Genomic DNA, 25,868 nt, shown 5'->3' with positions numbered 1-25,868 from the left:
AATTCGCTGTTACCTTCCATTACATTTTTCGCTCTATCTGAGCAAAATGTTCCAATAACAATCGGTGAATAAAAATATACCCCCCTCCCACCTTCTGTAAAAAAATCTGCTGCGTCGCATAATCCAGAAATCGCGCATAATTCCAGGGAATACAACCACTGAAATAAAGCACTAACCGTAACGTAAAATGCTGAATGCAAGCAATCCCCGCAGGTGAAAACAACCCAAACAGCAATCCAATCACCGCACCAAATAAAATCGGTAGTCCCACGATTTGCGCCAAACCTACCATAGCGACTACCCCAATTAAAGCAAAAATTAAGGTGTTTTGTGCCGATTGCCATATCCCTTGGTTGGGAACTATACTTGTCTCAATTCCGCCCCCCGTTAATCCACGCAATAAGACGAAAATCAATCCCGTTCCTATACCACTCAATCCATAAGTTATCCCCTCAATTATCGCCCCCTGACTCGGCGCAATCAGCCAGAAAATGAGTCCACTGCTGAAGCCAAATATTAATCCTACCGTTAACCCAATTCGCAACCCCGGTACTATATTTCGTTTGGCTTTTACCCATGACCATTTCAACGTTTCCACGGGTTCAATCTGATTCATAACCAACGCGACAATTAACCCCGCCATCAACCCGCCGCCGAGTCCCATAATTAATCCTGCTAATAGAGTAATTTCCCGCCAAAACATAAGCTCGACATTCAGCCCCCCACCTAACCCCATAATTAATCCACCGATTAAACCGACTCCTAGAGAATACAGCCATTTTTGCGCTTTAGTGTCTAACCAACTCGGCTGCAATCGCTCAATTAAAAATACGGTTTCTGAGTCTTGATGCATCCGTTTTGCCAGCCAAGTTAACCCGTTAATTACCTGCTCTTGGCTATACTTGGCTTGACCCCGCCTGCGCTTAAACATCCGCTGAATGTACCGATCAAATAAATGCTTCCGCCAGTCGTCTAAACCACTCCTTTGCGGTAACTCATCCAGGGATATTCCCTGATACGCCAAGGTGATAATACTTAACATTAACGGGGATTGGGCTAAGTCTTGTAAGGTGCTATCCGATCGCAGAACTTGGCGCACTACTGTAAGTTGCGTCCCAGCACTGTTTAGATAGCGATCAATTTGGGCTAAGGTAAGCGGTTGCAGACAAATCGCAGCTTGTAAATTTAGACGCTGCTGTAGGGCTTGATAATCACGAATTCGGCTACAAACCACGAGTTCAGTTGTGCCATGTTCGCTACTAAATTGATTGATGGCGGTGACACAAGCCTCTCTTAACGTAATACTTACTTCGTCTAACCCATCCAATAATAGTAACAATTCTCCGGAATCAATCCAGGTTTGACCAATATCTTTCGACACTTGATATTTGGTATGCAGTTCGTTAACTAACCAGTCAGCAATGGTTTGCTTACCTCCCGTCCAAGAGGATAAATTAAAGACCACAGGAATCGGATGATTACTATCAACATCCGCCTGATCCAATAGATCGCGAGTTAATTCTAAAAGCGTCGTGGTTTTGCCACTTCCCGGTTCCCCTAAAATTAAGAGCGATCGCCCTTCCCCCATCGCCAGAAACTTGTCACTGACTTTGATTCCCGGTAATAGGGTTTGCTGGAATTCCCCGGAACCCTCCCAAACCAATTCCCAAGGGCGTTCGACTAAATCGAGGCGTTCTTCTAAGCCTAGTTCAATTAAGACGCGACCATGCAATGAGGTTTCTAATACCCCTTTGATCCAATAGTTTCTCACTTTATTGAGTAATATGTGGCGAAACTGAACATCCTGGCGTGTCTGTTTCAGTTTGAGTTTGGACGGAGAACGTGTGGGTGAATAGGTTCTATTTTCTGAGGATACAGGTTGAATCAAATAACTCGGTACAGGTTCGGTAATATTTTTTAACGACAAATCACCTAAAAATGTGGTAGGTAACTGTAAATGATTTTTGACCAAATCATAAACAATCTGAGAAATACAAATCCCTCCCGGTTGTGCTTTTCCTTCTAAACGAGCGGCAATATTTACGCCATTCCCCATCACATCCCCTTCACTGACAAAGACATCGCCTAAGTGAATGCCAATCCGATGTAAAATAATGTCATGTTCCGATAAACTCTGGGCAGCTTGAGCCAAGGATTGCTGAATTTCGATGGCACAATCCACCGCCAGAACCGCACTGGGGAAATACATCAATAAGCCATCCCCAGTAGACTTAATCGTCTGTCCAGAAAACTGCTGACATAAACGCCGCATTAACTCTAAATCCCGATGAATTAAGTCCAGAGTATGTTCTTCATCCGCCGACATTCTGGCACTAAAACCCACACCATCCGTAAACGCGATCGCGGCTAGGGTTCGCTGAGTCTGAAGCTGAGACGGTAAGCTGTTTACAGTTCTCATGGGACGAGGTAAAGTCTGGCTGGGTAAGGGGATTGTCGCACTAGAGGGTAAGGCGGCGATCGCGTCTAACACGTCTCTCACATTGTCATAGCGATCGCGGATATCCTGACACACCATTTGCGCTAAAATGTTATGAAACAATGAAGCTTCAGCTACCTGATCTCGCCACAGTATCTCACCAGTTTTCGGATCAGTTGGCAAGTGATGGGGTAATACTCCAGTTAAGGCTTGAATCCCCAACATTCCCACCGCATGAATATCGCTACTAAAACGCGGTTTTCCCGCACATTGTTCGGGAGGCATATAACCGGGCGTACCAATAGCAATCGTCACCTCTGTTGGAGAACTTGTTGCCGTACTCACCTGTTTAACCGTGCCAAAGTCAATTAAAATAATCTTGCCATCTGCTGCCCGTCGAATTAAATTAGAGGGTTTAATATCCCGATGAATAACCTGATGTTGATGAACAATGTTTAAGATTTCTAAGATATCCCAGACTAACCGGATCGCCTGCATCTCATCCAATCGGCGTCCAGCCGCTAACTCATGACGTAAATCATCCCCTTCAATATGTTCTTGAACTAAATAAAATTGCTGATTATCTTCAAAATGGGCTAAAAGCTGGGGAATTTGGTCATGATTGCCCAATTGATACAAAACCCGTGCCTCAGTATCAAATAGGCGGCGAGACGCCTCTAACACAGAGGGATTCGCCACCTGCGGCTTCAGTTGCTTAACCACACAATAAGGATATCCAGGTAAATCGCGATCGCGTGCCAGGTAGGTTTCGCCAAACCCCCCACGCCCCAAAGGTTGGATAATTTCATAGCGCCCCCGTAGTCGTGTTCCAATCATAAGATTTGTGTAGACTCTCAGCAGGTTTTACTGACGGCACAAGTGATATAATTCTGCCATAGCCCCTCAAAAAAGCACGTTCCGTCTCAATCGTAACGCCCTGAATACAGTCCCTGTTCCTGAACCGATTAGTCTCGCGGCGCTGGGACTTGTAGGATTGGGTGCATCAACCCATGCTTGTTGGGTTTCCTTCCTCAACCCAACCTACAAAGATCAAAGATGACGAATGACAAATGACAAATGACAAATGACAAATGACAAATGACAAATCTTTGGACATCGGCTGACCATGCGCTATCTTATTTAGAGCGATCTGATAACCTCCCCCATCGCACTGAAGGTGAAGCTGTTGTCCTGGAAGAGGTTCCTAAAACAGTCAAACGTATCCTCGATTTAGGCACTGGAGACGGACGCCTTTTGGCACTGCTGAAAATTGACCGCCCCCATGTCGAAAGTATCGCGATCGATTTTTCGCCCACGATGCTTGATGCTGCCAAACAGCGCTTTGCTGGGGATGAGACGGTAAAAATCAGGGCACATGATTTAGATCATCCCTTGCCAGAGTTAGGTATATTTGACGCGATCGTTTCTAGCTTTGCCATTCATCACCTAACTCATGAACGTAAGTATTCCCTCTATGCTGAACTCTTCAACTTGCTAGAACCTGATGGTATTTTTTGTAACTTAGAACACGTTGCCTCTCCCACACCAGCACTCCATGAACATTTCCGCGCTTGCATGGGGATTGCTGACAAACCAGACGATCCCTCGAATAAATTATTGGATGTAGAAACTCAACTGAAATGGCTACGAGAAATTGGTTATACTGATGTCGATTGTTATTGGAAATGGTTGGAACTGGCGCTTCTGATTGGTAGAAAACCGAATACAACAGAAAAGCAATAGCAAATTATTGAAGTAAGGAAGGTAGAGAGACGCGCTATGGCGCGTCTTAACCCTTCTTCGCTAGTCGGACATGGTGTGTAGGGGCGGGTTTTACCAATACCGTTCAGGAGACAACCCCTACCTTAACCAAACCCGCCCTTGCTGAAGGTTAAATATCAAGTGAACTCCTCTATCTTCCTCATCTTCTACATCTCCCCTCTCTCCCTCATCAACTGTGAAAAGTTAGAAGAATTTACTGATTCCACACTTCATCAATAGGCGGTGGTTCAGGGGGTAGGGGGCGTGATGAAAGGGGCTTTTCGTTCGTCTCCGAGGACTGATTTAAAGCGTGCATCGGATTGTTACCCCGGATAGTCCCCACCCAATTATTTTGATTTTGGGGTGTCACTGTGGATAAAGCATTGCCTCGATCCAGCAAATAACTAAGATGATGTAGCCCTTCACATAACCGATGTAAATGGGCGCAACGATACTCCGCCGCTTGCCAATCTCCAGCTTCTAAGGCTTCAGCGTATCCGCGCTGTAAAGCTCTAATGAGTCTGAGTTGGGTTTCAATGATGGGATAGTTTAGAGTCATTCCTTTGGCTTATGTTCACAATTGTACTTGGTACATACCCCCTGATGCGCTAATCGCTTTGGACTAGATTTCTATACTGATCGCGGTTCTTACTCGTTATGATGAAATACACCAATTGATCCCCCATCCCTTATCTCTCATGCTTTTCCTGTGAGCGGAGTGTACCTCATCAAATCGCGAACCGCTATATCCTGACTCAATCATAACCTAATAACTATGGGTCATATCAATGATTTGATTCAATTTATCCTATGGATAAAACATCGTCATTTGATAGATTTCACCTGTTGCAGGAAAAACGAGGATTTCTGTCAATGAGTTATTGTACTTATGGGAGCATTGAGCGGTTGTCATACTCACGACGCATCAAGCAAGCTACGCTCTGGATTTCTTATCCCTGAAGATAAATCTATTAAGTTATTGCTAAGTTTAATAACTCCAAGATATAAATCAATTAGAGAATAATAATGCCATCGAAAATACTCTAGCTTGACCTGGATACGAGGTTTAGGACTATCACAAACGAGGAACATCGACTTCTGAGGGCTTGTGTTTAACTTCGATCTATTCCATCGTTCAGAACGTTATAGGTTGTAGCCGGATGATTTTTATCGATTCATCTAAAAATTAAAAACTATCTGATCTATTCTTTGCTGAGAGAGATTTAATGCGGCATAATAAAGCCAGTGGGATGGCTAATACTATACCATCTTTATCAATGTTAAACCTAACCTCTGATCTCGAATGCAGCGAGTTGTCTTTTGTGACTTCGACGGTACGATTACGGCAGTAGAAACCTTTGCCGGGATGTTAAAGGATTTTGCGCCTGAGTCATTTGCCCAAGTGATGCCCGAACTTTACGCCAGACGGCTAACACTACGGGAAGGTGTGCGTCGTGTCTTGACATCAATTCCGTCCTCTCGATACCCAGATATCCTCACCTATACCCAATCTAAACCGATTCGCCCCGGTTTAGTGGAATTACTCGATTTTCTGGACGATCGCGGCGTACCCTTTGTGGTGGTTTCCGGGGGATTGCGCGGTATGGTGGAGACGGTGTTGGGTCGAGAAAAGCGGGGAGGAACGTCGCTGCTAGAACGAGTGGCGGCTGTTTATGCTGTAGATCTGGATACGAGTGGTGACTATCTCCAGCCCTTGTCCGAGTTTGAGGGGGATAGCGAATTGGTTGCCAAAGTTCAGGTGATGGCACAACACCCAGCAGACGAACAGATTGCGATCGGGGATTCGGTAACGGATTTTAACATGGCATTGCACGCCTCTGTCGTCTTCGCCCGCGATCGCCTCAGCCAATATCTCGATGAACGTCAAAAGCCTTACTTACCCTGGAATGACTTTTTTGATGTGCGTCAACACCTATCCCAGCTTTGGGGAAAAACCTAAAGAATAGTAGGGCTGTAGGGGCGGGTTTTACCGATAACATTTTGGCACTGTCCCGATAACTTGACTAAACCCGCCCTTCTCAGGAAATAGGGGGAGAGAAGGTTAAGTTTCAAAATGTAAAGTTTTGTAAAATAAATTTTGCCAAAACTTTATTGAAAAGCTTGTTCAGCTTCATAGAATTGAAAAAATAACATTCATATAATGAAATGGTTTATTGAAAAACGTCCAACTAGGAGTTGCACCATGGTCTATCAACAAAACGATCGCGTAAAAATCATCAAAGGCTCTCTCAAAGGTCATACAGGAAAAATTGCCTCTTGTAGCCATGAAGGTAGCTATTTTATTGCCAGAGACTTGACGCATCAAACAAACGATATGTCCAACCTATACGGACCCCTGCTGGGCGACGAAATTTCACCCTTATCTTATTAAATTGAATTCACTCATACAATGCGAAAACAGGGGGAGAATAAACTTTACCCCCTTGATAATTTGGGTAGTTTTTCCTTTGAACCTTCTTTCCTTAAGCCTTCTGACTTTGGCGATACGTCCTAGCCAAGGGTTAGTAACTGGGGTTTAAATATCATCGCCAGACCAAAGAATAGCATAAATAGTCCTCCAACCAGTTTCAGCACTCTCCCTTGGTTTTCCGTGAGTCGAGTGGACTTAAACGAATAGATAAAGTTCCCCAAAATAGCCAACAGCGGAATAATGTAAATCGCGGCATATAAACCTGTCCACGAGATATGACACAAGCCAATTTCATCGGAGCAATACTGTAACAGCGCCGTCATGTAAACCGCAGGTAGAATCGCAGTACAGCCAAGTTCGACAATATTGACAAAGACAGCTAACAGAACCGTCCCCGCTAATGCCGCCATAAACATCTTGCGATCGCCTTGAGCATTCCTCAAGTTTCTGACAATTGTTCCCGCTCGTTTATTTATCGTTGACTGTTGTTTTTCCGAGAGGGATAAGGAAATCGCTTTTTTGAACCAGAAATAATCCTTGATATTGATCAAACCTGCCCCGGTAATCAGAATTCCCAGAATTTGCATAAATCGAACGCCATAGTTTTCTAGGAAGACTGAACCCGCCAAGACCATCAGCATGATAAAGATAAAATACATCACCGCTGATGTGATAATAAAGGTTGTCCCCACCAAGGTCATATCCTTGCGGCTGCGGGTATAGGTGAGTAACGACAACAGAATGACTAAAACCGTGAACGCACAGGGATTAAAGCCATCGGCAAGGGCAATGGTAGAGACAAATAGGGGGAAGGGAAGCCCTTGGGCAAAGGTTTTAATTACTGCATCAGGGGTAAGGGCAAGAAATACAAATAGACTGATGATCGTTGTTGCCAGCAACCCGCCAATCCAATAGCGTTTAGCTTGTCGTTTCTCAAGGGCTTTTTGCAAAAACGGATAACTACAGAGATACCAGAACGGGATTAAAAAGACCTGCCACGGGGGGCTGGTCTTAGTCTGTTGCTGTTGATCAGTTGTGGGTAAATTGAGTGGAGATCCGACGGCTGTTTCTATCGCTGCAATAATTTGGTTTTTGTAGCCGATATAAGCTTGATGAACTGGAGTGTATTCCAAAGGTCCTTCGGCTTCACTATAGCCAATGAACATTTTGTCCTTAACTACAGTCCTAGGAACAGCGCCGGACGAGATTCCCCGGGCTTTTTGGAATTCCTGCCATTCCCTGGGATTGTCGTTAACCTCAAGCGACGTAACCTCAACATTTTTATTGTGTTGATCAATATAAGTCATTAAGGGCTTTTGCTTGAGGCAATGGGGGCAGGTTTTGCTGTGGAAGAAATAGACATTGACGACATCATCACTAGCCTGGGCAACGGACTGAAGGGAGGTCAAGAATACCAGACCAACCATGATGATAAAGGACAGGATCAGTCGGCGGTAAGATTTAACCATCATTTTTTAGCGTCCTTTTTACTGAGGAGAAATTTAGGAGACTATACTTCTACTGTAAATCCATCACCGGGCAAGGAGCTGCCCTTAGAAAAAAGACGTAATATAGCACTACGCTTTAAGGTTAGGACAAAAGAAGAAAAATTTAAATCGCTCAACACCTCGGCTTCGCTCGGTGTTGACCCTGAATTTCGACAGGACTTCGGCGTGAGCGCGGACCCCTGAGCCTGTCGAAGTTCAGTCGAACGCTCAATTGCCGCGAAGCGACGCCCTGAGTGTGCCGAAGGGTCGAAGGGTCAATCCCTTGATAAGTCAGTGTTTTTCTTCACTATTGCCCATTGCCTAGCGCGTAGCGCTATAGTTCTACCTTGACAGGATGGGCATGATGTTTTATAGCTATGAACCCACGTTTAAAAAACTAGGGTGTCTTGTCCTTGTTTCTCTGCTCTCGATCAGGCAAATGGCACGCTCCTTGTATTCTGGTGGGCAATGCCCACCCTACGATATATCAAGGGTTTTGGCGATCCAAAAATGCACGCTTTTCAGTGCCATTGATCCCAAAGCTGTATTTCCTATAGGGGATCAACGGTGTATACCCAATCCGATGAAGTCACCCCTAGGCATGAACTGGATACCTTTTCCTGGGAACCTTCTGCCCTCTACCATCTGCTCTCTGGCTTATCCGATGGTTGCCCATCGTTCAGACCCCAGTAATACCAACGGTTTCCAGAGTTCTGCGTCATTGTAAGGCATTGCAAACCTGAAAGATTTCTAAAATCTGTCGAAAGATCGTCGCTGATGGTGTAAAACTTTTGTCAAAATACTGTATAAGTAGGAAAAGCTAATTTTTGAACAAATGTGAAACGGAGGGATCACAATGGTTTACAAGCAACATGAACTCGTGCAAATCACCAAAGGCTCTTTAAAAGGTCACACGGGAAAAATCGCGGCTTCCAGCCATGATGGAATCTACTTTATCCAAGGAAACTGGAATAGTCACGAAACGGGTGCTTCCAATCTGTACGGACCCCTGTTGGGAGACGAAATTACGCCAGTGGCGAACTATTAAGCCTCAACTGCTCCTATAGCAGCAGAGGAGTGACGAATTGGTCATAATTCCTTGATTACCTCGATTGATCTAAACGTTTTCAGACCCCTCGACTTATACAGACAACTGAAAGGGTGCAGCCTAAACCGGGTTGCACCTTTGTCATGTTGAGTTTTATCTTCTCTGGTAATAATCTATTTTAATCAGTCAACACGATTTAACAGTATAGAGTAATAAAATTAGCAATTTTAATCTTTTACCTCAATAAAACTTATGTATAGCTCGTGAACCGAGGCATTTCCTTATCGAACGTGGTAACTTCCAGAAGGGCGGGTTTAGTTAAGTTATCGGTTTGGCGCCATAAGTTATCCGTCAAACCCGCCCCTACAGCCCCTATTCCCTGTTCCCTGTTCCCTGTTCCCTGTTCCCTGTTCCCTATTCCCTGTTCCCTGTTCCCTGTTCCTTTTTCTTTATTTTTGAGGACGAAATTGCTGTTCGACAATCTGCACCAGGGTTTTCCTGGGAAAGAATCGGGGCAGATTCACGATAAAATTATTCTGCCACCGCCCTGTCACTACTGTACAATCATCAGCGTCTAGAGCCTGGAGAATTTCCTGAACCACTAGCTCTGGGGAATCGGTTTGTTGCTGTTTTAAACTATCAGGAGCATATTCGGCAAAATTCGCCGTGGTGAAAAAGTTCGTTTCCGTAGGTCCTGGACAAGCTGCCATAATTTTAACACCCGTGTGCTGATTTTCTGCCCAAAGCGCCTCACTGAAACTAATAACAAAGGCTTTAGTTGCTGAATAGATTGATAGATACGGGAGCGGTTGAAACCCAGAAATTGAGCCGATGTTTATAATACTTCCAGAACCTCGCTGTTGCATCTGCGGGAGAAAGTGATGAGTTAAGTCTACCAACGCCAGGATATTAAGCTGAATCATCTCTAGCTGTTTACGCCGAGACGTCTGACTAAAGGCTCCGTAGTCGCCAAACCCAGCATTATTAATCAGTAAATCGATGGAAATATTTTTCTGATTGACTATTTCAAAGATGTGTGGGACGGCATCAGGTGCGGTAAGATCTTGGGGAATAACCTCAACTTGAATCCCATAGGTGGCTTGTAAATCTTGGGCAAGTTGCTGTAGTTTGTCTTGGGAACGAGCCACAATCACTAAATCGGTTTGCCGTTTAGCGAGTTCCTGAGCAAATGCAGCCCCCAGTCCTGCCGACGCTCCAGTAATTAAAGCAGTGGACATTAATGTTCTGTTATTTTTAGAGGTGTTTAGGTTACCATTCTTAACCTAATGTCTAGTTTAACGCATTGCCACTAAAATGATGCCTCAAAGAAGGAAGTCAGCCTCAAGGAATAGTTTGCAATTGTTTGTGGTTAATTAAATAAATAAAGTCTATAATTTATAGTCGTACAAAAATATCGACGTTTATTTTAATTGAGAATGTCCCGATTGAACAAAAGATTTTCAGTTTTGATCGTAGTATTGCTGACGGTGATTTTTACTGTAGCCTGGGGAATTTACCGTCCAGTTACTGGAGACAATCAAACTGAGATTCTTTGGGATACCTGGGGCGTACCGCATATTTACGGCAATAATACCGAGAATCTATTCCAGGCATTTGGCTGGGCGCAAGCGGCGAGTCATGGCAATCTTATTCTAAGGTTATATGGACAGGCACGGGGTAAGGCAGCCGAGTATTGGGGTCAAGACTATTTGGACTCGGATAAGTATGTCCGCACTATGGGTATTCCCGCCAGGGCGCAGGAATGGTACGAGGCGCAAGATCTGACGATGCGGCGTTATCTGGATAGCTTTGCGGCGGGGATTAATCGGTATGCCTCCGAACATGATGACCAAATTGACGATAAGGTCAAGGTGGTTTTGCCCGTGGATGGGGTGGATGTATTGGCACATGTGCAACGGGTGACTCATTTTAACTTTGTGGTGAATCCCCAGCGCTTGGAATCGTTGAAATCGGGGGATTCCAAAGCGGGTTCTAATGGATGGGCGATCGCACCGTCTCATTCGGCGAGTGGGAATGCGATGCTACTGGCGAATCCCCATTTACCCTGGTCAGATTTTTACCTGTGGTATGAAGCCCAGTTAACTGCCCCAGGGATTGATGCGTATGGGGCGGCGTTGGTGGGAATGCCTATGTTATCCATTGGGTTTAATGATCAGTTGGGTTGGACAGCCACAGTCAATACCCATCGGGGTTGGACAGCTTATGAACTTACTTTGGCGGATGGGGGGTATGAGTTTGATGGGCAAGTTCGCCCCTTTGCAACCGAAACCCAAACCCTAAAGGTAAAGCAGGACAATGGGACATTAGCGGAACAGGAATTGGTGATTCGGCAGTCGATTCATGGTTCTGTAGTTACGCAACCAGAAGGGAATGCGATCGCGTTGCGGGTGGTGGGGTTAGATCAACCTCAATTAATGGCACAGTTGTGGGATATGATGCGATCGCTTAACCGCCAAGAGTTTGAGACAGCCGTCGCCCGTTTACAACTGCCCATGTTTACCATTCTGTATGCCGACCGAGATGGGCATATTTTACATATATTTAACGGTCAAGTGCCAGTGCGTTCTCAGGGAGATTGGCAGTATTGGCAGGGTGTGGTTCCCGGCGATACCTCTGAAACCTTATGGACAAGGTATCATCCCTATCAAGATTTACCTCGCATCCTTGACCCAGAAACGGGTTGGTTACAAAATGCCAACGATCCACCCTGGACTACCACATTCCCCCAAGCCATTAATCCTGATGATTATCCGCCCTACATGGCACCCCAATCGATGAACGTCCGCGCCCAGCGATCGGCAAAAATGTTGATGGGGGAGAATTCAATTAGTTTTGAGGAGATGATTGCCCGAAAATTCTCCTCGCGTCTAGAATTGGCAGATCGGATACTCGATGACTTAATTGCTGCAACGCGACAGTCGGGGGATGAATTAGCCAATGAAGCCGCAAATGTGTTAGCCAACTGGGATCGACAGGCAAATGCAGACAGTCGAGGAACGGTTCTATTTGCCACTTGGGTACAATTAATGCCGAATACGAATCAGTTTGCTACAGGTTGGAATCCCCAATCGCCCCTAACTACCCCTGATAGTTTGGCAGATCCGGTGGCGGCGGTGGAGGTTTTAGTAGAAGCCGCCGCTAGGGTTAAAGCAGGGTATGGGAGATTAGATGTCCCTTGGGGTGAGAGGGCGCGATTAAAGTATGGGGATGTGGATTTACCAGGAAGTGGCGCGTCTGGGCAGTTGGGCAGTTTCCAGGTGATTGATTTTGCACCCATGAATGAGACAGGGTTGCAATCAGTAGCTGGAGATAGTTATATTGCCGCGATCGAGTTTTCTGATCCGATTAAGGCAAGGGTACTCACAGTTTATGGCAATGCCACACAACCGGGTTCTAGGCATATTGGAGATCAGTTACCCTTGTATGCACGGAAGGAATTGCGATCGGTTTGGCGGACTCGTCAGGATATCGAGGCAAATTTGGAATCGCGGACGGTGTTTTGAAAGAAAAAACTTCGATCATTTAGGGATAATAGCTGGAATCGACGAGTGACATCCTCCCACACCATAATCTTTGATTTGGTGTGGGCTTCCAACATCGCTGTTAGACATTGCTGCCCTGCGCCACTTATCTAGGGTCAACGCCCCCGATAGCCCGACTTGACAGCCAATTTCTTTCCCCCAGAGTCCCTGGGTACTCAATTGTTCATAGCCTCGGTTACAGATTTCCTGTGCTGAGGCTATATCTCTATCGACTTCATATTTACATTCTGGGCAACTATGCCATCTATCAGATAGTTCTTTTCTGACTTCGATGCGACAATTCGGGCAAGTTTGAGATGTACCTCTGTGGTCAACCTCAGTAATATAAACACCTCGCTGCTTGCCCACATAATAGAGGATATCCCTGAACTGACCAAAACCCGCATCAATTGTATGTTTGCCCAGAAACCCTTTAGCCATGGTGCGGAAATCGATATCTTCTAAGAAGATGGTTCCTGCCATGTCACAGAGCTTATGAGCTAACTTGTACTGATAGTCCTTTCGCTTGAATGCAATATGATTATGCAGTCGCTCTACTTTACGTCTGGCTTTTTCGTAATTCTTGGAACGCTTCTCTTTCTTAGATAATCTGCGTTGCAGCACTTTCAGCCTACGGTGCATATCCTTGAAAAACTTGCGTCCCGGTTCTACATAACCATCACTGGTTGCCAGATAGCTATTCAATCCAACGTCTACCCCGATGAAGTGACCGTGTGGGACTGGATCGGGAATGGAAATGTTGGAGTAAATGCTGATAACTGCTTTCCCAACCTACAGCTTTTTTGATTACCCGAACCTGCTTGATTACAAAACCATCAGGGATTGGGCGATGCAGGTTGATTTGGACTTTTCCAAGCTTAGGTAATTTAATCTGCCATCCGGTCAGAGGATCTGTCTTAAACTGAGGAAAAAGTATAGACTTCATCTGTCCATACTTTTTAAACCTCGGAAACCCATATCCCCGATTCCGGAAAAAATCCCAAGCGTCATGCAATCTTCTAATGGTTGTTTGCAATACCTGAGAAGATACTGATTTTAACCGGGGGTAAACTTTTTTGGCTTCAGGTAGATTGTTCTGCTGTTGCTGATATCCTGGAAAGGGATAGTCAGCAGCCATTATGTATTCTGACTCTAAACTACACCTATCTATTGGACACTTCCTTGAAGCAATCCAATCCTTTATCTCTCTAAGAGCATAATTATAAACGCCTCTGCAAGTTTCAAGCCACTCATTTAGCAGCTCGACTTGTTCGGCGTCAGGATAGATTCGATAAGTGTAATTCAGATTCAGCATGCACTGATTATAGCTCAGTCTACCGTAAGTGGTAATTTAGAGTAGATGTCCTGTTTTGAGAGCATTTTGGGGGAACCCATGTTGTTACTGAGCTTGTCGAAGTATCCCAACGCGCTCATCACAGATTCCAGCGTGGGACTTATAGCTCCCCCAAACCCCCTCGTAAGTTAAAGGTTTATAAAGTCCTAGAAATAAGCCTTGATACGATAAAAACAAATGCACTTATTGAACTGATACAGTAGAGGTTAGAGGTAAAGTTATATAAACACCCCTCAAACCCTTACATAAGACAAATGACAAATGACGAATGACAATCTCCACCGTTAACTTGAATTGTCCCCACCTATTTAACTATTCAACCGGACATAAGGAGAAACCGAAAAATGGATCAAAATTTGCCGAAACTGCTGTGGATGAGTACAGCGATCGCGTTTTGGGTCGTGTGGGCTGGAACTGTTACGGCACAAGAGGTTGAGGTACAAGGGTGTGGGGGTGCGGGGGAGTTTTGTGGTTTAGGGGAAACCTTAGAGAGTCCAGAAACAGTAGGGAATGAGTCGAGTGATCTGACTGAGAACCATTTAGACCCAATTAATCAGTACGGAGATAATAATAGCTTAGGTCAAGTGACGAATGTTTCCCAGTTGCGGGATGTACAGCCCAGTGATTGGGCATATACCGCCTTGCGATCGCTCATTGAACGATATGGCATACTCACAGGGTATCCTGATCGTACATTCCGGGGCAATCGGTCAATGACTCGCTATGAATTTGCCGCCGGATTACGTCAGGCTTTAGATCAAATCCAATCCTTAATTGCCAGGGGAGGCGATGTTCCTTCCACAGACTTAGCCACACTAGAACAGTTAACCAATGAATTTGTTTTAGAAATATCCCTGCTACGGGGTGATGTAGACGCCTTAACCGCCCGAACTCGAGAACTGGAACTGACCCAATTTTCGACAACAACTCAACTGGATGGAGAAGTGATTATTGGCGCGGCGGGGATTGTTTCTGAGGATGATACTGTTACCACATTGGGACATCGTACCCGCTTAAATTTAGACACCAGTTTCACGGGTGAAGATTTACTGCGAACCCGACTGCAAGCGGAAGGATTAGGGCGTCTGGAACGTCGCACAGGTACACCGGAAGGGGAACTATCTTTTACTGGGGCTAGCGATAGTGACTTAGAGATTGATGCTTTATTGTACCGTTTCCCGATCGGGAATCAGACGCAAGTGGTTATCGCGGCGAATGCTGGGGCGGCGGATGACTTTACGGATACGATTAACCCTTACCTGGATGGGGATGGCGCAAGTGGGGCGGTATCTCGCTTTGCTACTCGTGCGCCGATTTATTATTTAGTTAGTGGGGCGGGTGTCGGGGTAAGACACGCAGTAAATGACAAGTTAGAAGTCAGCTTAGGCTATTTAGCTGGGAATGGCGGAAATCCGGAACCCGGTAACGGCTTATTTGATGGGGCTTATGGCGCATTAGCCCAAGTCAAATTTGAGCCAAGCGATCGCGCCACGATTGGCTTGACTTATGTTAATGCGTATAACCAAGACTGGCAAGTCGGCAGTCAGGATACTAATTTAGTCAATCAATTAGATTTGCCCGTCGTTACAAATTCCGTTAACCTCGCCGCTTCCGTACAACTTAATCCCCGATTTGTGGTTGGAGGATGGGCGGGTTATACCAAAGCCAATGTTATCGACGAAGGGGATGCTAATTTGTGGTATTGGGCGCTAACATTAGCCTTACCAGATTTCGGTAAAACTGGCAATCTCGGCGGATTTATTATCGGGATGGAACCCAAAGTTACCGGGAGCGATGGTTTGAAGAATTTAGGCATTGATGATCCGAGTACCTCCCTACATCTAGAAGCATTCTATCAGTATAAGTTAACCGATAATATTACAATTACACCAGGGATAATTTGGCTAACTGCACCGGATCATAATAGCGATAACGATGATGCCTTCATTGGCACAATACGAACCACATTGCGATTTTAAAGTGGCAGAATTGTAGGGGCGCACTGCCGTGCGCCCTAATCAAGGTATGTTGAAAATTGTATAAATGTAGGGTGGGTTAGGCGGAATTGAATTTAGGCGATAATTATTTAATCAACTATCCAACCTAACCCACCGATATTCAGGTGGGAATTGCAAGCTACGTCATACTCGCTATCGCGAGAAGCCAGCTACGTTTATGTAAGGGGTTGAGGGCTATTTACAGAACTTAATATAGGCATGTTTATGGCTATCGACCTAATTATTGGAGCCAAATCGCCATTGAATAAAGGGCGGGTTTTGTTGTTCAGTTATCGGTAACCAGCCCAATTGAGTCCCTAAACCCGCCCCTACAATGGATTAATAAAGTCTGATGATTAAAGGCGCGATCGCACTAACCCGTATAACTCGTAGCCCCTGATCAGGTGGAAGGATTTGTACAATACAATTTAAGATTGCTATAGTAAATACTTATCTATACTAACTATTCTATGCGTTTATCCATGATTAAAACCCTCCCGTTAGCCACCCGCTTTACAACTATCGCTCTAGTTATCCTGCTATGTCTCAGCAATTCCGTGCAAGCCGCCAAGGATCAAGATGTGGAAAAGCTCTTAGATGAAGGAGAATGTCCGACTTGTAATCTGCGGGGAGTGCGTTTGAGGAAGCGGAATCTCAGGGGGTTCAATATTGAAGGCGCTAACTTAGTTGAAGCCGATTTAAGAGAAGCTGACTTACGGGAAGCCCGACTTTCTGGGGCAAATTTAGAGGATGCAGATCTCCGGAATGCTAGACTCGCTAACGCTAATTTATTTCGGTCTAAACTTCTTAAAGTTAATCTACAAGAGGCGGATTTAGAAGACGCTAATCTCCAGAATGCTAATCTACAATTTGCAGATTTGCGGAAAGCGAACCTGATGAACGCTTCATTACAGAATGCTAATCTAACTCGTAGTAATTTACAGGAAACCGATTTAAGACAGGCTAAATTAGCCAATGCATCTCTAGAAGGAGCTAATCTCGGTGACGCTAATTTAGAAGGAACCTCATTAAGAGGGGTAAACCTTAAAGGCGCTAACTTAGAAAATGCCAAGTTATTTCGCACCGATTTAAGGGGAACCCAATTTAATAGTCAAACGGTTCTGAATGACAAATGGTTATTCGTTTGGGAGTTAGTTAATCAAGGAATTGCCGGACAAGCGTTAGCGGGGGCGGATTTGTCAGGTGCGAATTTAGAAGGGTTGAATTTGGAAAACGCAAATTTAGAAAATGCCAATTTAGCTGAAGCATATTTATTTATTGTCAACTTACGAGGCGCTAATCTGCAAGGTACTCAGTTGACTAATACCGAATTGCGCTATGCTGACCTGAGTAATGCCGATTTAACCAATGCCAACTTAAGAAATGCCGAACTTGGAAATGTTAATTTAGCTGGAGCTAATCTCGAAAATGCTAACCTGAGAACTGCCAAAATTAATGAAGAGACTACCCTTGACCCCAAATGGCGTTTGGTTTGGGAAATTGTGAATCAAGGGGCTGAGGAACGTGAACTACGGGGTGCTAATTTATTTAATGCTAATTTAAACGGGGCAAATTTCCGCAATGTAAATCTGAGTGGTGCGAGTCTGTACAATTCTGACCTTCAAAACACGAACTTTGAAGAAGCAACCTTATTTCAAGCCGATTTGAGTAATGCTAATTTAGCGGGGGCGAATTTGCAGAAGGCAAATCTACAAGAGGCGAATCTCAGGGGGGCTAATCTAGAGGGGGCTAATCTTAACCAAGCGAACCTCTGTAACGCCATTCTGCCCGATGGGACACAACAATCTTGTGAATAAAACCGCGATAATCTCTATGATGAATAATTGGCATTAACACAGAAAATCGGTAAGTCCCTTATGACTTTATTTTGTATCGAAAATTTACACATCGCTTATCCGAGTAATCCTGATTATTGGGCAGTGGATGATGTCTCATTTACCCTGAATCCCGGAGAACGATTGGGATTGGTGGGAGAGTCGGGGTGTGGCAAATCTACTCTGGGACGCGCCGTGATGCGGTTATTACCAACAGCAACAAAAATTGAAGGACAAATTAAGTTTAAAGGGCAGTCTGTTTTTGAGTTGAAGCCAACTCAACTGCGCCAGTTTCGCGGGGAAGTGGTGGCGCTGGTATTTCAAGATCCGATGACACGCCTTGATCCGTTGATGACGATTGGGGATCATTGTCTGGAAACCTTACAAGCGCATCAACCTCAGTTATCGCGTTCTGAGTGTAAGCAAAAGGCAATTGAAACCCTAGAAGCGGTGAAGATTCCGGCTAACCGTTGGTCTCAGTATCCCCATGAATTTAGTGGCGGAATGCGGCAACGAGTCGCGATCGCACTCGCCCTCTTACTCAATCCTAAGATGATTGTCGCGGATGAGCCAACCACGAGTCTAGATGTCACCGTCTCCGCCCAGATATTACAGGAACTGACGCGACTTTGCCAAGAACGGGAGATGGCGCTGTTGTTAATTTCCCATGACTTAGCCATGGTAGGGGAATACTGCGATCGCGTGGCGGTGATGTATGGGGGCAAACTGGTAGAAATGGGGGCAGTTGGGGACATTTTGCACCACCCTCAGCATGAGTATACGCGATCGCTCCTGCAAGCGGCGCTGCTTATGCAAACGGTGAATGATGGGGAACAGGGAACGCACAGAGACGGGGTTGTAGGGGCGGGTTTTACCGATAACGATAGCCAAAAAACCGATAACCTAACTAAACCCGCCCTGATGGAGAAACAGGGGGAGAACAATCTCCCAACACCTATTCTCCGAGTGCAACAGTTAAAGCAGTATTTCACCTTAGAACAAAATTTTATTGCCCAATTCTTGTCCCGCGAACCTCAACTGATCAAAGCCGTGGATGAGGTTAGCTTTGATCTGTATCCGGGTCAAGTTTTGGGATTGGTGGGAGAATCAGGATGTGGAAAAAGTACACTATCGCGCACAATTTTGCAACTGATTTCACCGACCTCTGGGATTGTCGAATTCCAAGGTATTAATTTAACCCAACTGAACCGGAAATCCCTACGGGATATGCGGCGACATATTCAAATGATTTTTCAAGATCCGTTGGCTTGTTTAAATCCCTTAATGACAGTGGGTGATAGTATTGCTGATCCTCTATTTATCCACCACCTAGCGACAGCAACAGAAGCGAAACATCAGGTGATGGAAATGCTGGAACGGGTGGGATTAACGCCTCCAGACGACTACTACCACCGCTATCCCAGAGACTTATCTGGAGGACAGCAGCAACGAGTCGCGATCGCACGGGCGTTGATTACTCGTCCCCGTTTGATTATCTGTGATGAACCCGTGAGTATGTTAGATGCGAGTGTGCAGACGCAGGTACTGGAATTAATGCGATCGCTAAAACAGGAGTTTGAGTTAACCTATTTATTTATTACCCATGATCTCTGGGTAGCCCGGTTTTTCTGTGACGCGATCGCGGTGATGAATCGGGGTCAGATTGTGGAAATGGCAGACACGGAAGACTTGTTTACGAATCCCCAGCATCCGTATACCCAAACCCTGTTAAAAGCCGCACCCTTATTGACAGTGTAGGGGCGGGTTTCACTACTATCGTTTCGGTTACACCCAGATATAACTAAACCCGCCCCGATGCAGGTTGCTAGATTTCCCGTGAAAATTGGGAATTCAAAGTGACAGAAGAGTCACGGCGATACTACCGCTAAAACAAATATCAACATCTGTACCTGGGGCGCGATCGCGTTTGGCATATTCTCCTTTATAGTAATAATGGTCTCCCTCTACCACATAGTTAACGGGTAAGGGCTGAATACTCGGTTTACAGAATACGATATCGGGTTCTGGAGAACCGGGTTCTAGGTGCGGTAAATTAACATTCCAAAACATACCGGGAGGAGTGGGACGTTGAAATAATTCCCCTAACACTCGTGTAGTCCAACGACTAGCCACTTGCCAATCAATTACCAAAGGGCGTTTAATCCAGTGGGAAATCGCAATCCCTGGAATTCCCAGAATTGCCGCTTCCCGCACCGCCGCTACTGTCCCGGAAATATGGATATCAACCCCTAGATTACCGCCTGCATTAATCCCAGAGAGTACCCATTGCGGGTTTTGCACCAGTTGATTCAGGGCGAGACGGGTACAATCGACAGGCGTTCCGGCTACCGCGTAGGCAAATTCTGAGCGCTGTTGAACCTGGATCGGCTTATGGGTGGTAACTTGATGACTACAACCGGATAAATGGGTTTGAGGCGCAACGATAACGCTCTTACCCTTAACCGCTTGCTGGAGTGCTTGAATTCCTGGAGCATCTATTCCATCATCATTGGTGAGAATTAAAGTCATCTTATGGGCGCAACTGATAACACCAATGTTCTAGCATAGCGGTAAATTGTTAATTGTTGATTGTCGATTGCTGACAAAACTGTGGCGGGTATATCCCTATCGTTGAGAAAAAATAAATTAATAATCTGTAGGGTGGGTTAGGCGGGTATTTCCTTAAGCCAATAACCTTTTAATCCCGTATCCGCCGTAACCCACCAATAAATATATTGAGATTCATTTTATATTTTTGCTATGTTAAAATTCCATAAGTTAATTATTTAATTATAGATTAAAGTTTGCCAAAAATGATACCATCATCAAAGTCGCTAAATTTCGATGTAGACCCTAAATTAGACTTTATTGTGCCAGATATACCTGGACTAAACTATATCCCCGATTATATCAATACTCAGGAGCAAAATCAATTACTGGAGATTATCGACCAACAGGAATGGTCAACCCAATTAAAACGCCGAGTGCAACATTATGGGTATCGCTATGAGTATAAAAAACGGACATTAGCCTCCGCCAGCTACTTAGGAGAATTGCCAAATTGGGCAAACCAACTGGGACAACGACTGGTTCGCGATCGCGTAACCCCAATTTCCCCCGATCAACTGATTGTTAATGAATACTTACCCGGTCAAGGCATTACCAATCATGTTGACTGTGTTCCCTGTTTTGGCAATACGATTATCTCCCTAAGTTTAGGGGGTCGTTGTGTGATGAACTTGACCCACGCACCAACGAAAACCCAGATTCCTGTTCTTTTATTACCTGGAAGTTTAGTGATTTTGCAAGGGGTTGCTCGCTATCAGTGGCAACATGGCATTCCTGCTCGCAAAACGGATCAGTATCAGGGAAAAAAGTTAATTAGAAGTCGCCGAGTTTCGCTCACATTTCGAGAGGTTTTATTTCCCTATAAGTAATTGTGACAATGCACCCCTTTAAAAGTTTTACCAAGCTTGAGTTGAGCGCGATCGCCGAACGTTTTGACCGCTTGTCGCTTTCAGTTCGAGTTGGATAGTTGCCGTTTGTAATAATCCCAACTCCTCAGCAAGGCGTTCTAATAACTCCCGCCAACGTTTTGAGACAGCACCTTGACTTTTTAATCCCAAATCAGCAATTAGTTCGACTTGGGTTTTACCTTGTACTTTACCCTGCCATAGTTTCTGATACCCTCGATTAGGATAACGTTGATCGAGTGCTGAAATAGCGGCGATGGCTCGGTTGATTAAATCAGTACGCTCCACAGCATCTAACACGTCAAATTCATCCTGGATGGTTTCCAATAACGATAAATTTGTGCCGGGAATCCTTTGGTCTAAACTTGTACAGTGTCTTTGCTTTTCGTGACGCATCAGATCAATAATTGCCAAGCGAGCTACTTTTCTTGACCAGCGGTAAAATTGATTGATTTCTCCGGTACGGAACTTGCCAGCCATTACAGCTTGAAATAATTTAATATGGGCAGTTTGGGCGGCATCTTCCCAGTCAATCGCCGTTCCTCTGGTATTTTTTCGGGCAATTTTATCGATCATCTGGCGATAGTCTGGATGATTTAAAAGTTGGGCAAAAAACTGAGCTGTTCGGTGAGAGGCATAATTCTTGGGTTTAGATTGAGTAATCCTAACTGAAAAAGCATAGGTCATATAAAGCTAGGTTGAATTAGAATTATGTTAGGTTTTGATAGTTTTAGTTTAATCGGCAAAATCAAAATTTAATTTATAAGAATTGAGGATTAAAAGGAAAACGATACCATTAAAACTTGAGTAAAATTCAGGAAAATTCAGTTACAGCAGATTTCAGGTTGATGAGGTACAGCCTTAAGCAAGATCCCCCAGATCCCAGACGTGCCATGGCACGTCTCTACATTGGCTTCCCCAGCTTCAAGAGCTCCCCCTCACCACAAGACTTATTCAGCAGCCCCTAAGGTAGCGGTACCAGGCACTCTATCCCGATAGCGCTGATGAAAGCTGTATCACTATATAAGACTGAAACATACTCTCACAGGGTTCTCTATCCATAATCTCAGCCCTGACTATCATGTATAGCCATTAGTCATGGGTCGTTGACACAAGGGGTTTTACAGAAATGAATTATCAAGACAAGTTGAGTCCGTGGAAAATTGTCCGCTTGCAGTCGAATTTGCAACATGTCATTGTGGGTCGCTTCCGTCGTCGTGGCGATGCTGAAGGTCATTTGCGTATTCTGAAGCGAATGATGCCTGACTTACAATTCGCGATTATGTTTGATGTGGGTCACGCGGAGGAGTCTATTTCTTCCGTTTCTACAACTGAAGCAGAAAATTAATCGTGTAGAGACGTTGCATGCAACGTCTCTACGTTAACATTATCGGTAAAACTTGCCCCTACGCCCATTTCTGTCGTCTGCCTTTTTACGACAAGCGGCTAGGTTCAGGTTGAGCGGAATTTAAGCGCAAACGTTTTACCGCTTGCTGAACAAATCCCTGTAAAAATGCCGTCCGTTGATTTTGTTGGAAAACCGTTTGCAATTTCTCTTTCAAGCGATCAAGATTTAAGGGCTGATCGGCTGCTGTCGGTTCGCTAATCTCTTGGTCTTGGAAATATTCGATTAAACTCAACCCCGCTAATCGAGTAAGATAAGCCGCACTAACGCCTTGAACCGCACCGCCAGCGATATAGGTAAACGCATTGCTTTTGAGAATACCGCCAATGGTTTGGGTGGAGAGTTCAACCAGACCGAGTTTAACCATTAAGCTACCCAAGGTTTTGGCTGCAGATTGGGCTTGGGATAGGGAAAATTTTTGTTGGTAAATGCCTGCTAATTCAATCACTAATTGGCTACTAATTGCAGCCGTGGCGAGTAAATCTAAAGCGGGAACCGGATTCGCAAACGCAGTGGCGGCGGTAATCCATTGATACTGTTCAATCAGGGGTAAAGCGCGATCGCGTCTGGCTTGATTTAAGGCGGTTTTGGCTTCAGCTTTGAGGCTAATCGCGGATCGGAGAGTGGTTCCCCAGATTAACTGTTGGGCGTCTTCAGTTAAGATGGGCTGCAATCGTTGCGTCAAAGCAGTGACATCAGGTGTTTGCGCCTCTAACCATTCTTTGACTGATCCATCAGATTGATGCTGGCGCACTTTTACAGGAGTGGGGGAAGCCGCGATCGCAATGATATCCTCTGGGGGGAAAAGTTGGGCGAGTCGGTGTCGCAGTTGTTGCAATACTAGCACTCGTTCTGGGGGTAAATACTGGTCTTGTTTATTAAAGATAAGCAGAAGTCGCTGATTCTGCGCTTTCAGATGCTGCAAAAGCTGAAACTCGGAATCGGTTAAATCACTGGTAATCACGAACAGGATTAAATCCGAGTTCGGGATCATCTCCTGAGTGCGATCGCCTGGGAATAAGGCGGTAGTTTCGTTTACGCTAACCGTGGGGAATTGTTCGGATAACCTGTTCGAGTTTAAGACGTGTACTAAACAGGATTTTCCGACGCCTTTACCGCCAGTGACAAGCAGTTGCAATTCTTGTCGATCCAATTGGCTGGTTAATTGGTTAACCTGCTGTCGTAATGATGTGCTACTGTCAGACTTCTCGACTTCTGTTTCTAGGCTGGAGATAGCGACTTCAGCTTGAGCGATCGCCTCCTCTACCGTAGCTCGATCTAGAGGCGAGGATATCACAGATAACTCCGCCGAACTTGACCCTCGCTTCTGAAACAACCATACCCCACTACCGAGTGCGATCGCGCCGAGGAGTCCAACTTCTCCCCACTCCGCCACTGACTGATGCACCGTCTCTAGCAGCCATAATCCAAAGGATAAAGCAATACCGCCCACTAAAATAGGTCGCCGTAACTGAACCGCCATATCTTTTTTCTAACCTTACTTTCACTACGATAACGTTTTCGGGGGATTTACAGAATCCCTACAGGCGGATTTTAGAGTTGAGATTGAGCAAGATGCAGTGGTGTCGGAGAGACATTGCAGGCAAAGCCTCTATCGTTCCTGAGCTTTAATTTCTCTGAACAAAGAAAAATATTAACTCCAAGAATCCCCATTCCTCTCCATCAACGGCGGACTCTAAATCCAAACTATCCCGCCCAAAATTTATCTATTTAGGAAGAGTACAGTCTAAGCGCTTGATAGCTAAAATAAAAAGTATAATTATTGTCGTGCTTTATCCGTCTGCCCATGTTAATCAATGAACGAAATTACGAGTGGGATTCCCTCCCTCACTCTCAAGAATATTCTAGCCCAACTTTAACGATTCAAAGCCCGTTACCATCCAATCAGAAAACCGCTAAAAATAAAGCTGATTCAAAAGTTGAAAAAGCAGATAGTCTAGCCGAAGAAGGAGACTATGAAAGTGCTATAAATTATTATGATGAAGCGATAACCATTAAAACCGATTGCACCTCTGCTTGGTATCATCAGGGGGTGGCGTTGCAGCATTTAGACCGTGATGAAGAAGCATTAGCCAGTTTTGATAAAGCGTTAAAATTTAATTCAGATAATTCCAAAATCTGGAACTACCGGGGAATTACGCTCAAGAATTTAAACCGTTATGACCAAGCGATCGCCTCCTACGATAAAGCATTAAACTTAAATTCAGATGATGTTAAAGTATGGTACAACCGGGGCGTAGCGCTGCGGAAGTTAAAGCAGTACGAGGAAGCGATTGACTCATACAATCACGCCTTAGCGCTTAATCCTAACTATGGGAAAGCCTGGATTGATCGGGGGAACACATTACGGAAATTAAATCGCCTACAGGAGGCGATCGCATCTTATGATCACGCCTTGGCAATTCAACCGGATGATGATAGAACCTGCTGTAATCACGGTTTCCTGTTGTATCAGTTACATCGTTATCAAGAAGCGCTGGCATCCTTTGATCAAGCGATCAAGGTGAATCCCAACTCTGATAAAGCTTGGCATAATCGGGCGATGGTTTTAAATCACCTCGAACGTTACGAAGAGGCGGTTGAGAGTTGCGATCGCGCTTTGGCGATTAATCCTGATTATGAATTAGCTTGGAACACTAAAGCTGTTGTACTTTTAAACTTAAACCGCTACGAATCGATGATTGAGTGTTATGATCACTCATTACAGATTCACCCCCAAAATTATTACACTTGGTATTTGCGCGGCAAAACCTTATTTAGGTTAGGGCGCTATGAAGACGCGATTGACAGTTATGATCAAGCCTTAGAACGTAAACAAGATTATCACTACTGGACAGAACGTGGAAATGCGCTTCAGGAATTATACCGATATCAGGAAGCTATTACCGCTTACAATCAGGCGTTAAACTTAAACCCCAATGATGATGAACTGTGGATGCTACAAAACCTGGCGACTAATCGTAGGCGTTGGCAAAAATGGCATCAAAAGCTAGTGAAATTGTGGCAGAGAATTAAAGCCTTGTTTTAGCAACGTCAAAGGAATAATGCCTGTTTAAGCTGACCTGATATGACAAATG

General features: G+C 44.9%; 21 protein-coding genes and 1 pseudogene. 14 read left to right on the top strand and 8 right to left on the bottom strand.

Annotated features, from left to right (window positions below):
• Positions 1 to 19 precede the first annotated feature (19 nt).
• Positions 20 to 3,274 (bottom strand): protein kinase domain-containing protein, encoded by a 3,255-nt coding sequence (locus RIC07_RS07415; protein WP_446393964.1) that lies wholly within the window; start codon positions 3,272 to 3,274, stop codon positions 20 to 22.
• Positions 3,275 to 3,332: 58 nt separating this feature from the next.
• Between RIC07_RS07415 and RIC07_RS07410 the strand changes: the two genes are divergently transcribed.
• Positions 3,333 to 3,497 carry a PEP-CTERM sorting domain-containing protein gene (locus tag RIC07_RS07410; protein ID WP_446394048.1) on the top strand — a complete coding sequence of 55 codons (165 nt, stop codon included), beginning with the start codon at positions 3,333 to 3,335 and terminating at the stop codon, positions 3,495 to 3,497.
• Between the two features lie 38 nt (positions 3,498 to 3,535).
• Positions 3,536 to 4,180, top strand: coding sequence for a class I SAM-dependent methyltransferase (locus tag RIC07_RS07405; protein ID WP_446393963.1), 645 nt, complete (start codon positions 3,536 to 3,538; stop codon positions 4,178 to 4,180).
• A gap of 232 nt (positions 4,181 to 4,412) precedes the next feature.
• Here the strand turns inward: RIC07_RS07405 and RIC07_RS07400 are convergent, their stop codons facing one another.
• The gene (locus tag RIC07_RS07400) at positions 4,413 to 4,757 is read right to left on the bottom strand and encodes a hypothetical protein (RefSeq protein ID WP_006098037.1); all 345 of its coding nucleotides are present in this window, start codon (positions 4,755 to 4,757) and stop codon (positions 4,413 to 4,415) included.
• A gap of 744 nt (positions 4,758 to 5,501) precedes the next feature.
• Between RIC07_RS07400 and RIC07_RS07395 the strand changes: the two genes are divergently transcribed.
• Together RIC07_RS07395 and RIC07_RS07390 are read left to right on the top strand one after the other, a co-directional pair.
• Positions 5,502 to 6,158 (top strand): HAD-IB family phosphatase, encoded by a 657-nt coding sequence (locus RIC07_RS07395; protein ID WP_446393962.1) that lies wholly within the window; start codon positions 5,502 to 5,504, stop codon positions 6,156 to 6,158.
• A 243-nt stretch (positions 6,159 to 6,401) separates the two neighbouring features.
• Complete coding sequence (locus RIC07_RS07390; protein WP_006098250.1) at positions 6,402 to 6,590, top strand: hypothetical protein; 189 nt, start codon at positions 6,402 to 6,404, stop codon at positions 6,588 to 6,590.
• A gap of 119 nt (positions 6,591 to 6,709) precedes the next feature.
• Here the strand turns inward: RIC07_RS07390 and RIC07_RS07385 are convergent, their stop codons facing one another.
• Positions 6,710 to 7,936 (bottom strand): glutaredoxin family protein, encoded by a 1,227-nt coding sequence (locus tag RIC07_RS07385; RefSeq protein WP_446393961.1) that lies wholly within the window; start codon positions 7,934 to 7,936, stop codon positions 6,710 to 6,712.
• A 9-nt stretch (positions 7,937 to 7,945) separates the two neighbouring features.
• Between RIC07_RS07385 and RIC07_RS07380 the strand changes: the two genes are divergently transcribed.
• Positions 7,946 to 8,320 (top strand): hypothetical protein, encoded by a 375-nt coding sequence (locus tag RIC07_RS07380; RefSeq protein WP_446393960.1) that lies wholly within the window; start codon positions 7,946 to 7,948, stop codon positions 8,318 to 8,320.
• Between the two features lie 652 nt (positions 8,321 to 8,972).
• On the top strand, positions 8,973 to 9,164 hold the full coding sequence (locus RIC07_RS07375; RefSeq protein WP_006098246.1) for a hypothetical protein: 192 nt from the start codon (positions 8,973 to 8,975) through the stop codon (positions 9,162 to 9,164).
• Between the two features lie 449 nt (positions 9,165 to 9,613).
• On the opposite strand, the gene RIC07_RS07370 is transcribed toward RIC07_RS07375, so the two are convergent.
• Complete coding sequence (locus RIC07_RS07370; RefSeq protein ID WP_446393959.1) at positions 9,614 to 10,402, bottom strand: SDR family NAD(P)-dependent oxidoreductase; 789 nt, start codon at positions 10,400 to 10,402, stop codon at positions 9,614 to 9,616.
• Between the two features lie 198 nt (positions 10,403 to 10,600).
• Between RIC07_RS07370 and RIC07_RS07365 the strand changes: the two genes are divergently transcribed.
• A complete protein-coding gene (locus RIC07_RS07365; protein ID WP_446393958.1) occupies positions 10,601 to 12,688 on the top strand; it encodes an acylase in 2,088 nt (695 codons plus the stop codon).
• 15 nt (positions 12,689 to 12,703) lie between these two features.
• Here the strand turns inward: RIC07_RS07365 and RIC07_RS07360 are convergent.
• Positions 12,704 to 14,021, bottom strand: a pseudogene (locus RIC07_RS07360) (RNA-guided endonuclease InsQ/TnpB family protein).
• Between the two features lie 307 nt (positions 14,022 to 14,328).
• On the opposite strand from RIC07_RS07360, the gene RIC07_RS07355 reads away from it, so the two are divergent.
• The 4 genes from RIC07_RS07355 (at position 14,329) to RIC07_RS07340 (ending at position 19,650) form a co-directional block, all read left to right on the top strand.
• Complete coding sequence (locus RIC07_RS07355; protein ID WP_446393957.1) at positions 14,329 to 14,496, top strand: hypothetical protein; 168 nt, start codon at positions 14,329 to 14,331, stop codon at positions 14,494 to 14,496.
• Complete coding sequence (locus tag RIC07_RS07350; RefSeq protein ID WP_446394047.1) at positions 14,435 to 16,039, top strand: iron uptake porin; 1,605 nt, start codon at positions 14,435 to 14,437, stop codon at positions 16,037 to 16,039. Before RIC07_RS07355 ends, RIC07_RS07350 begins: the two co-directional genes overlap by 62 nt.
• Before the next feature lie 500 nt (positions 16,040 to 16,539).
• Positions 16,540 to 17,874, top strand: a complete 1,335-nt coding sequence (locus RIC07_RS07345) for a pentapeptide repeat-containing protein (protein ID WP_446393956.1) — start codon at positions 16,540 to 16,542, stop codon at positions 17,872 to 17,874.
• Between the two features lie 60 nt (positions 17,875 to 17,934).
• Complete coding sequence (locus RIC07_RS07340) at positions 17,935 to 19,650, top strand: dipeptide ABC transporter ATP-binding protein (protein ID WP_446393955.1); 1,716 nt, start codon at positions 17,935 to 17,937, stop codon at positions 19,648 to 19,650.
• A gap of 93 nt (positions 19,651 to 19,743) precedes the next feature.
• Here the strand turns inward: RIC07_RS07340 and surE are convergent, their stop codons facing one another.
• Positions 19,744 to 20,421 carry a 5'/3'-nucleotidase SurE gene (surE, locus tag RIC07_RS07335; RefSeq protein ID WP_446393954.1) on the bottom strand — a complete coding sequence of 226 codons (678 nt, stop codon included), beginning with the start codon at positions 20,419 to 20,421 and terminating at the stop codon, positions 19,744 to 19,746.
• 284 nt (positions 20,422 to 20,705) lie between these two features.
• Between surE and RIC07_RS07330 the strand changes: the two genes are divergently transcribed.
• Positions 20,706 to 21,329 carry an alpha-ketoglutarate-dependent dioxygenase AlkB gene (locus RIC07_RS07330; protein WP_446393953.1) on the top strand — a complete coding sequence of 208 codons (624 nt, stop codon included), beginning with the start codon at positions 20,706 to 20,708 and terminating at the stop codon, positions 21,327 to 21,329.
• A gap of 27 nt (positions 21,330 to 21,356) precedes the next feature.
• On the opposite strand, the gene RIC07_RS07325 is transcribed toward RIC07_RS07330, so the two are convergent.
• Positions 21,357 to 22,052 carry a sigma-70 family RNA polymerase sigma factor gene (locus tag RIC07_RS07325; protein ID WP_446393952.1) on the bottom strand — a complete coding sequence of 232 codons (696 nt, stop codon included), beginning with the start codon at positions 22,050 to 22,052 and terminating at the stop codon, positions 21,357 to 21,359.
• A gap of 442 nt (positions 22,053 to 22,494) precedes the next feature.
• Between RIC07_RS07325 and RIC07_RS07320 the strand changes: the two genes are divergently transcribed.
• Complete coding sequence (locus tag RIC07_RS07320) at positions 22,495 to 22,713, top strand: hypothetical protein (protein WP_446393951.1); 219 nt, start codon at positions 22,495 to 22,497, stop codon at positions 22,711 to 22,713.
• A gap of 85 nt (positions 22,714 to 22,798) precedes the next feature.
• Here the strand turns inward: RIC07_RS07320 and RIC07_RS07315 are convergent, their stop codons facing one another.
• A complete protein-coding gene (locus RIC07_RS07315; protein ID WP_446393950.1) occupies positions 22,799 to 24,253 on the bottom strand; it encodes a YcjF family protein in 1,455 nt (484 codons plus the stop codon).
• A 324-nt stretch (positions 24,254 to 24,577) separates the two neighbouring features.
• Here RIC07_RS07315 and RIC07_RS07310 point away from each other — a divergent pair, with 324 nt between their 5' ends.
• Complete coding sequence (locus tag RIC07_RS07310) at positions 24,578 to 25,819, top strand: tetratricopeptide repeat protein (protein WP_446393949.1); 1,242 nt, start codon at positions 24,578 to 24,580, stop codon at positions 25,817 to 25,819.
• Positions 25,820 to 25,868: the final 49 nt, after the last annotated feature.

Source organism: Coleofasciculus sp. E1-EBD-02 (genome assembly GCF_040218245.1).
Taxonomy (GTDB): Bacteria; Cyanobacteriota; Cyanobacteriia; order Cyanobacteriales; family Coleofasciculaceae; genus Coleofasciculus.
The sequence above is the reverse complement of the archived record's forward strand: the minus strand, read 5'-3'. Positions and strand labels throughout refer to the sequence as shown.

Coding starts and splice junctions, on each gene's coding strand:
- RIC07_RS07415 (WP_446393964.1), bottom strand. CDS start 3,274: ATGATTGGAACACGACTACGGGGGCGCTATGAAATTATCCAACCTTTG.
- RIC07_RS07405 (WP_446393963.1), top strand. CDS start 3,536: ATGACAAATCTTTGGACATCGGCTGACCATGCGCTATCTTATTTAGAG.
- RIC07_RS07400 (WP_006098037.1), bottom strand. CDS start 4,757: ATGACTCTAAACTATCCCATCATTGAAACCCAACTCAGACTCATTAGA.
- RIC07_RS07395 (WP_446393962.1), top strand. CDS start 5,502: ATGCAGCGAGTTGTCTTTTGTGACTTCGACGGTACGATTACGGCAGTA.
- RIC07_RS07390 (WP_006098250.1), top strand. CDS start 6,402: ATGGTCTATCAACAAAACGATCGCGTAAAAATCATCAAAGGCTCTCTC.
- RIC07_RS07385 (WP_446393961.1), bottom strand. CDS start 7,936: ATGACTTATATTGATCAACACAATAAAAATGTTGAGGTTACGTCGCTT.
- RIC07_RS07375 (WP_006098246.1), top strand. CDS start 8,973: ATGGTTTACAAGCAACATGAACTCGTGCAAATCACCAAAGGCTCTTTA.
- RIC07_RS07370 (WP_446393959.1), bottom strand. CDS start 10,402: ATGTCCACTGCTTTAATTACTGGAGCGTCGGCAGGACTGGGGGCTGCA.
- RIC07_RS07365 (WP_446393958.1), top strand. CDS start 10,601: ATGTCCCGATTGAACAAAAGATTTTCAGTTTTGATCGTAGTATTGCTG.
- RIC07_RS07355 (WP_446393957.1), top strand. CDS start 14,329: ATGACAATCTCCACCGTTAACTTGAATTGTCCCCACCTATTTAACTAT.
- RIC07_RS07350 (WP_446394047.1), top strand. CDS start 14,435: ATGAGTACAGCGATCGCGTTTTGGGTCGTGTGGGCTGGAACTGTTACG.
- RIC07_RS07345 (WP_446393956.1), top strand. CDS start 16,540: ATGATTAAAACCCTCCCGTTAGCCACCCGCTTTACAACTATCGCTCTA.
- RIC07_RS07340 (WP_446393955.1), top strand. CDS start 17,935: ATGACTTTATTTTGTATCGAAAATTTACACATCGCTTATCCGAGTAAT.
- surE (WP_446393954.1), bottom strand. CDS start 20,421: ATGACTTTAATTCTCACCAATGATGATGGAATAGATGCTCCAGGAATT.
- RIC07_RS07330 (WP_446393953.1), top strand. CDS start 20,706: ATGATACCATCATCAAAGTCGCTAAATTTCGATGTAGACCCTAAATTA.
- RIC07_RS07325 (WP_446393952.1), bottom strand. CDS start 22,052: ATGACCTATGCTTTTTCAGTTAGGATTACTCAATCTAAACCCAAGAAT.
- RIC07_RS07320 (WP_446393951.1), top strand. CDS start 22,495: ATGAATTATCAAGACAAGTTGAGTCCGTGGAAAATTGTCCGCTTGCAG.
- RIC07_RS07315 (WP_446393950.1), bottom strand. CDS start 24,253: ATGGCGGTTCAGTTACGGCGACCTATTTTAGTGGGCGGTATTGCTTTA.
- RIC07_RS07310 (WP_446393949.1), top strand. CDS start 24,578: ATGTTAATCAATGAACGAAATTACGAGTGGGATTCCCTCCCTCACTCT.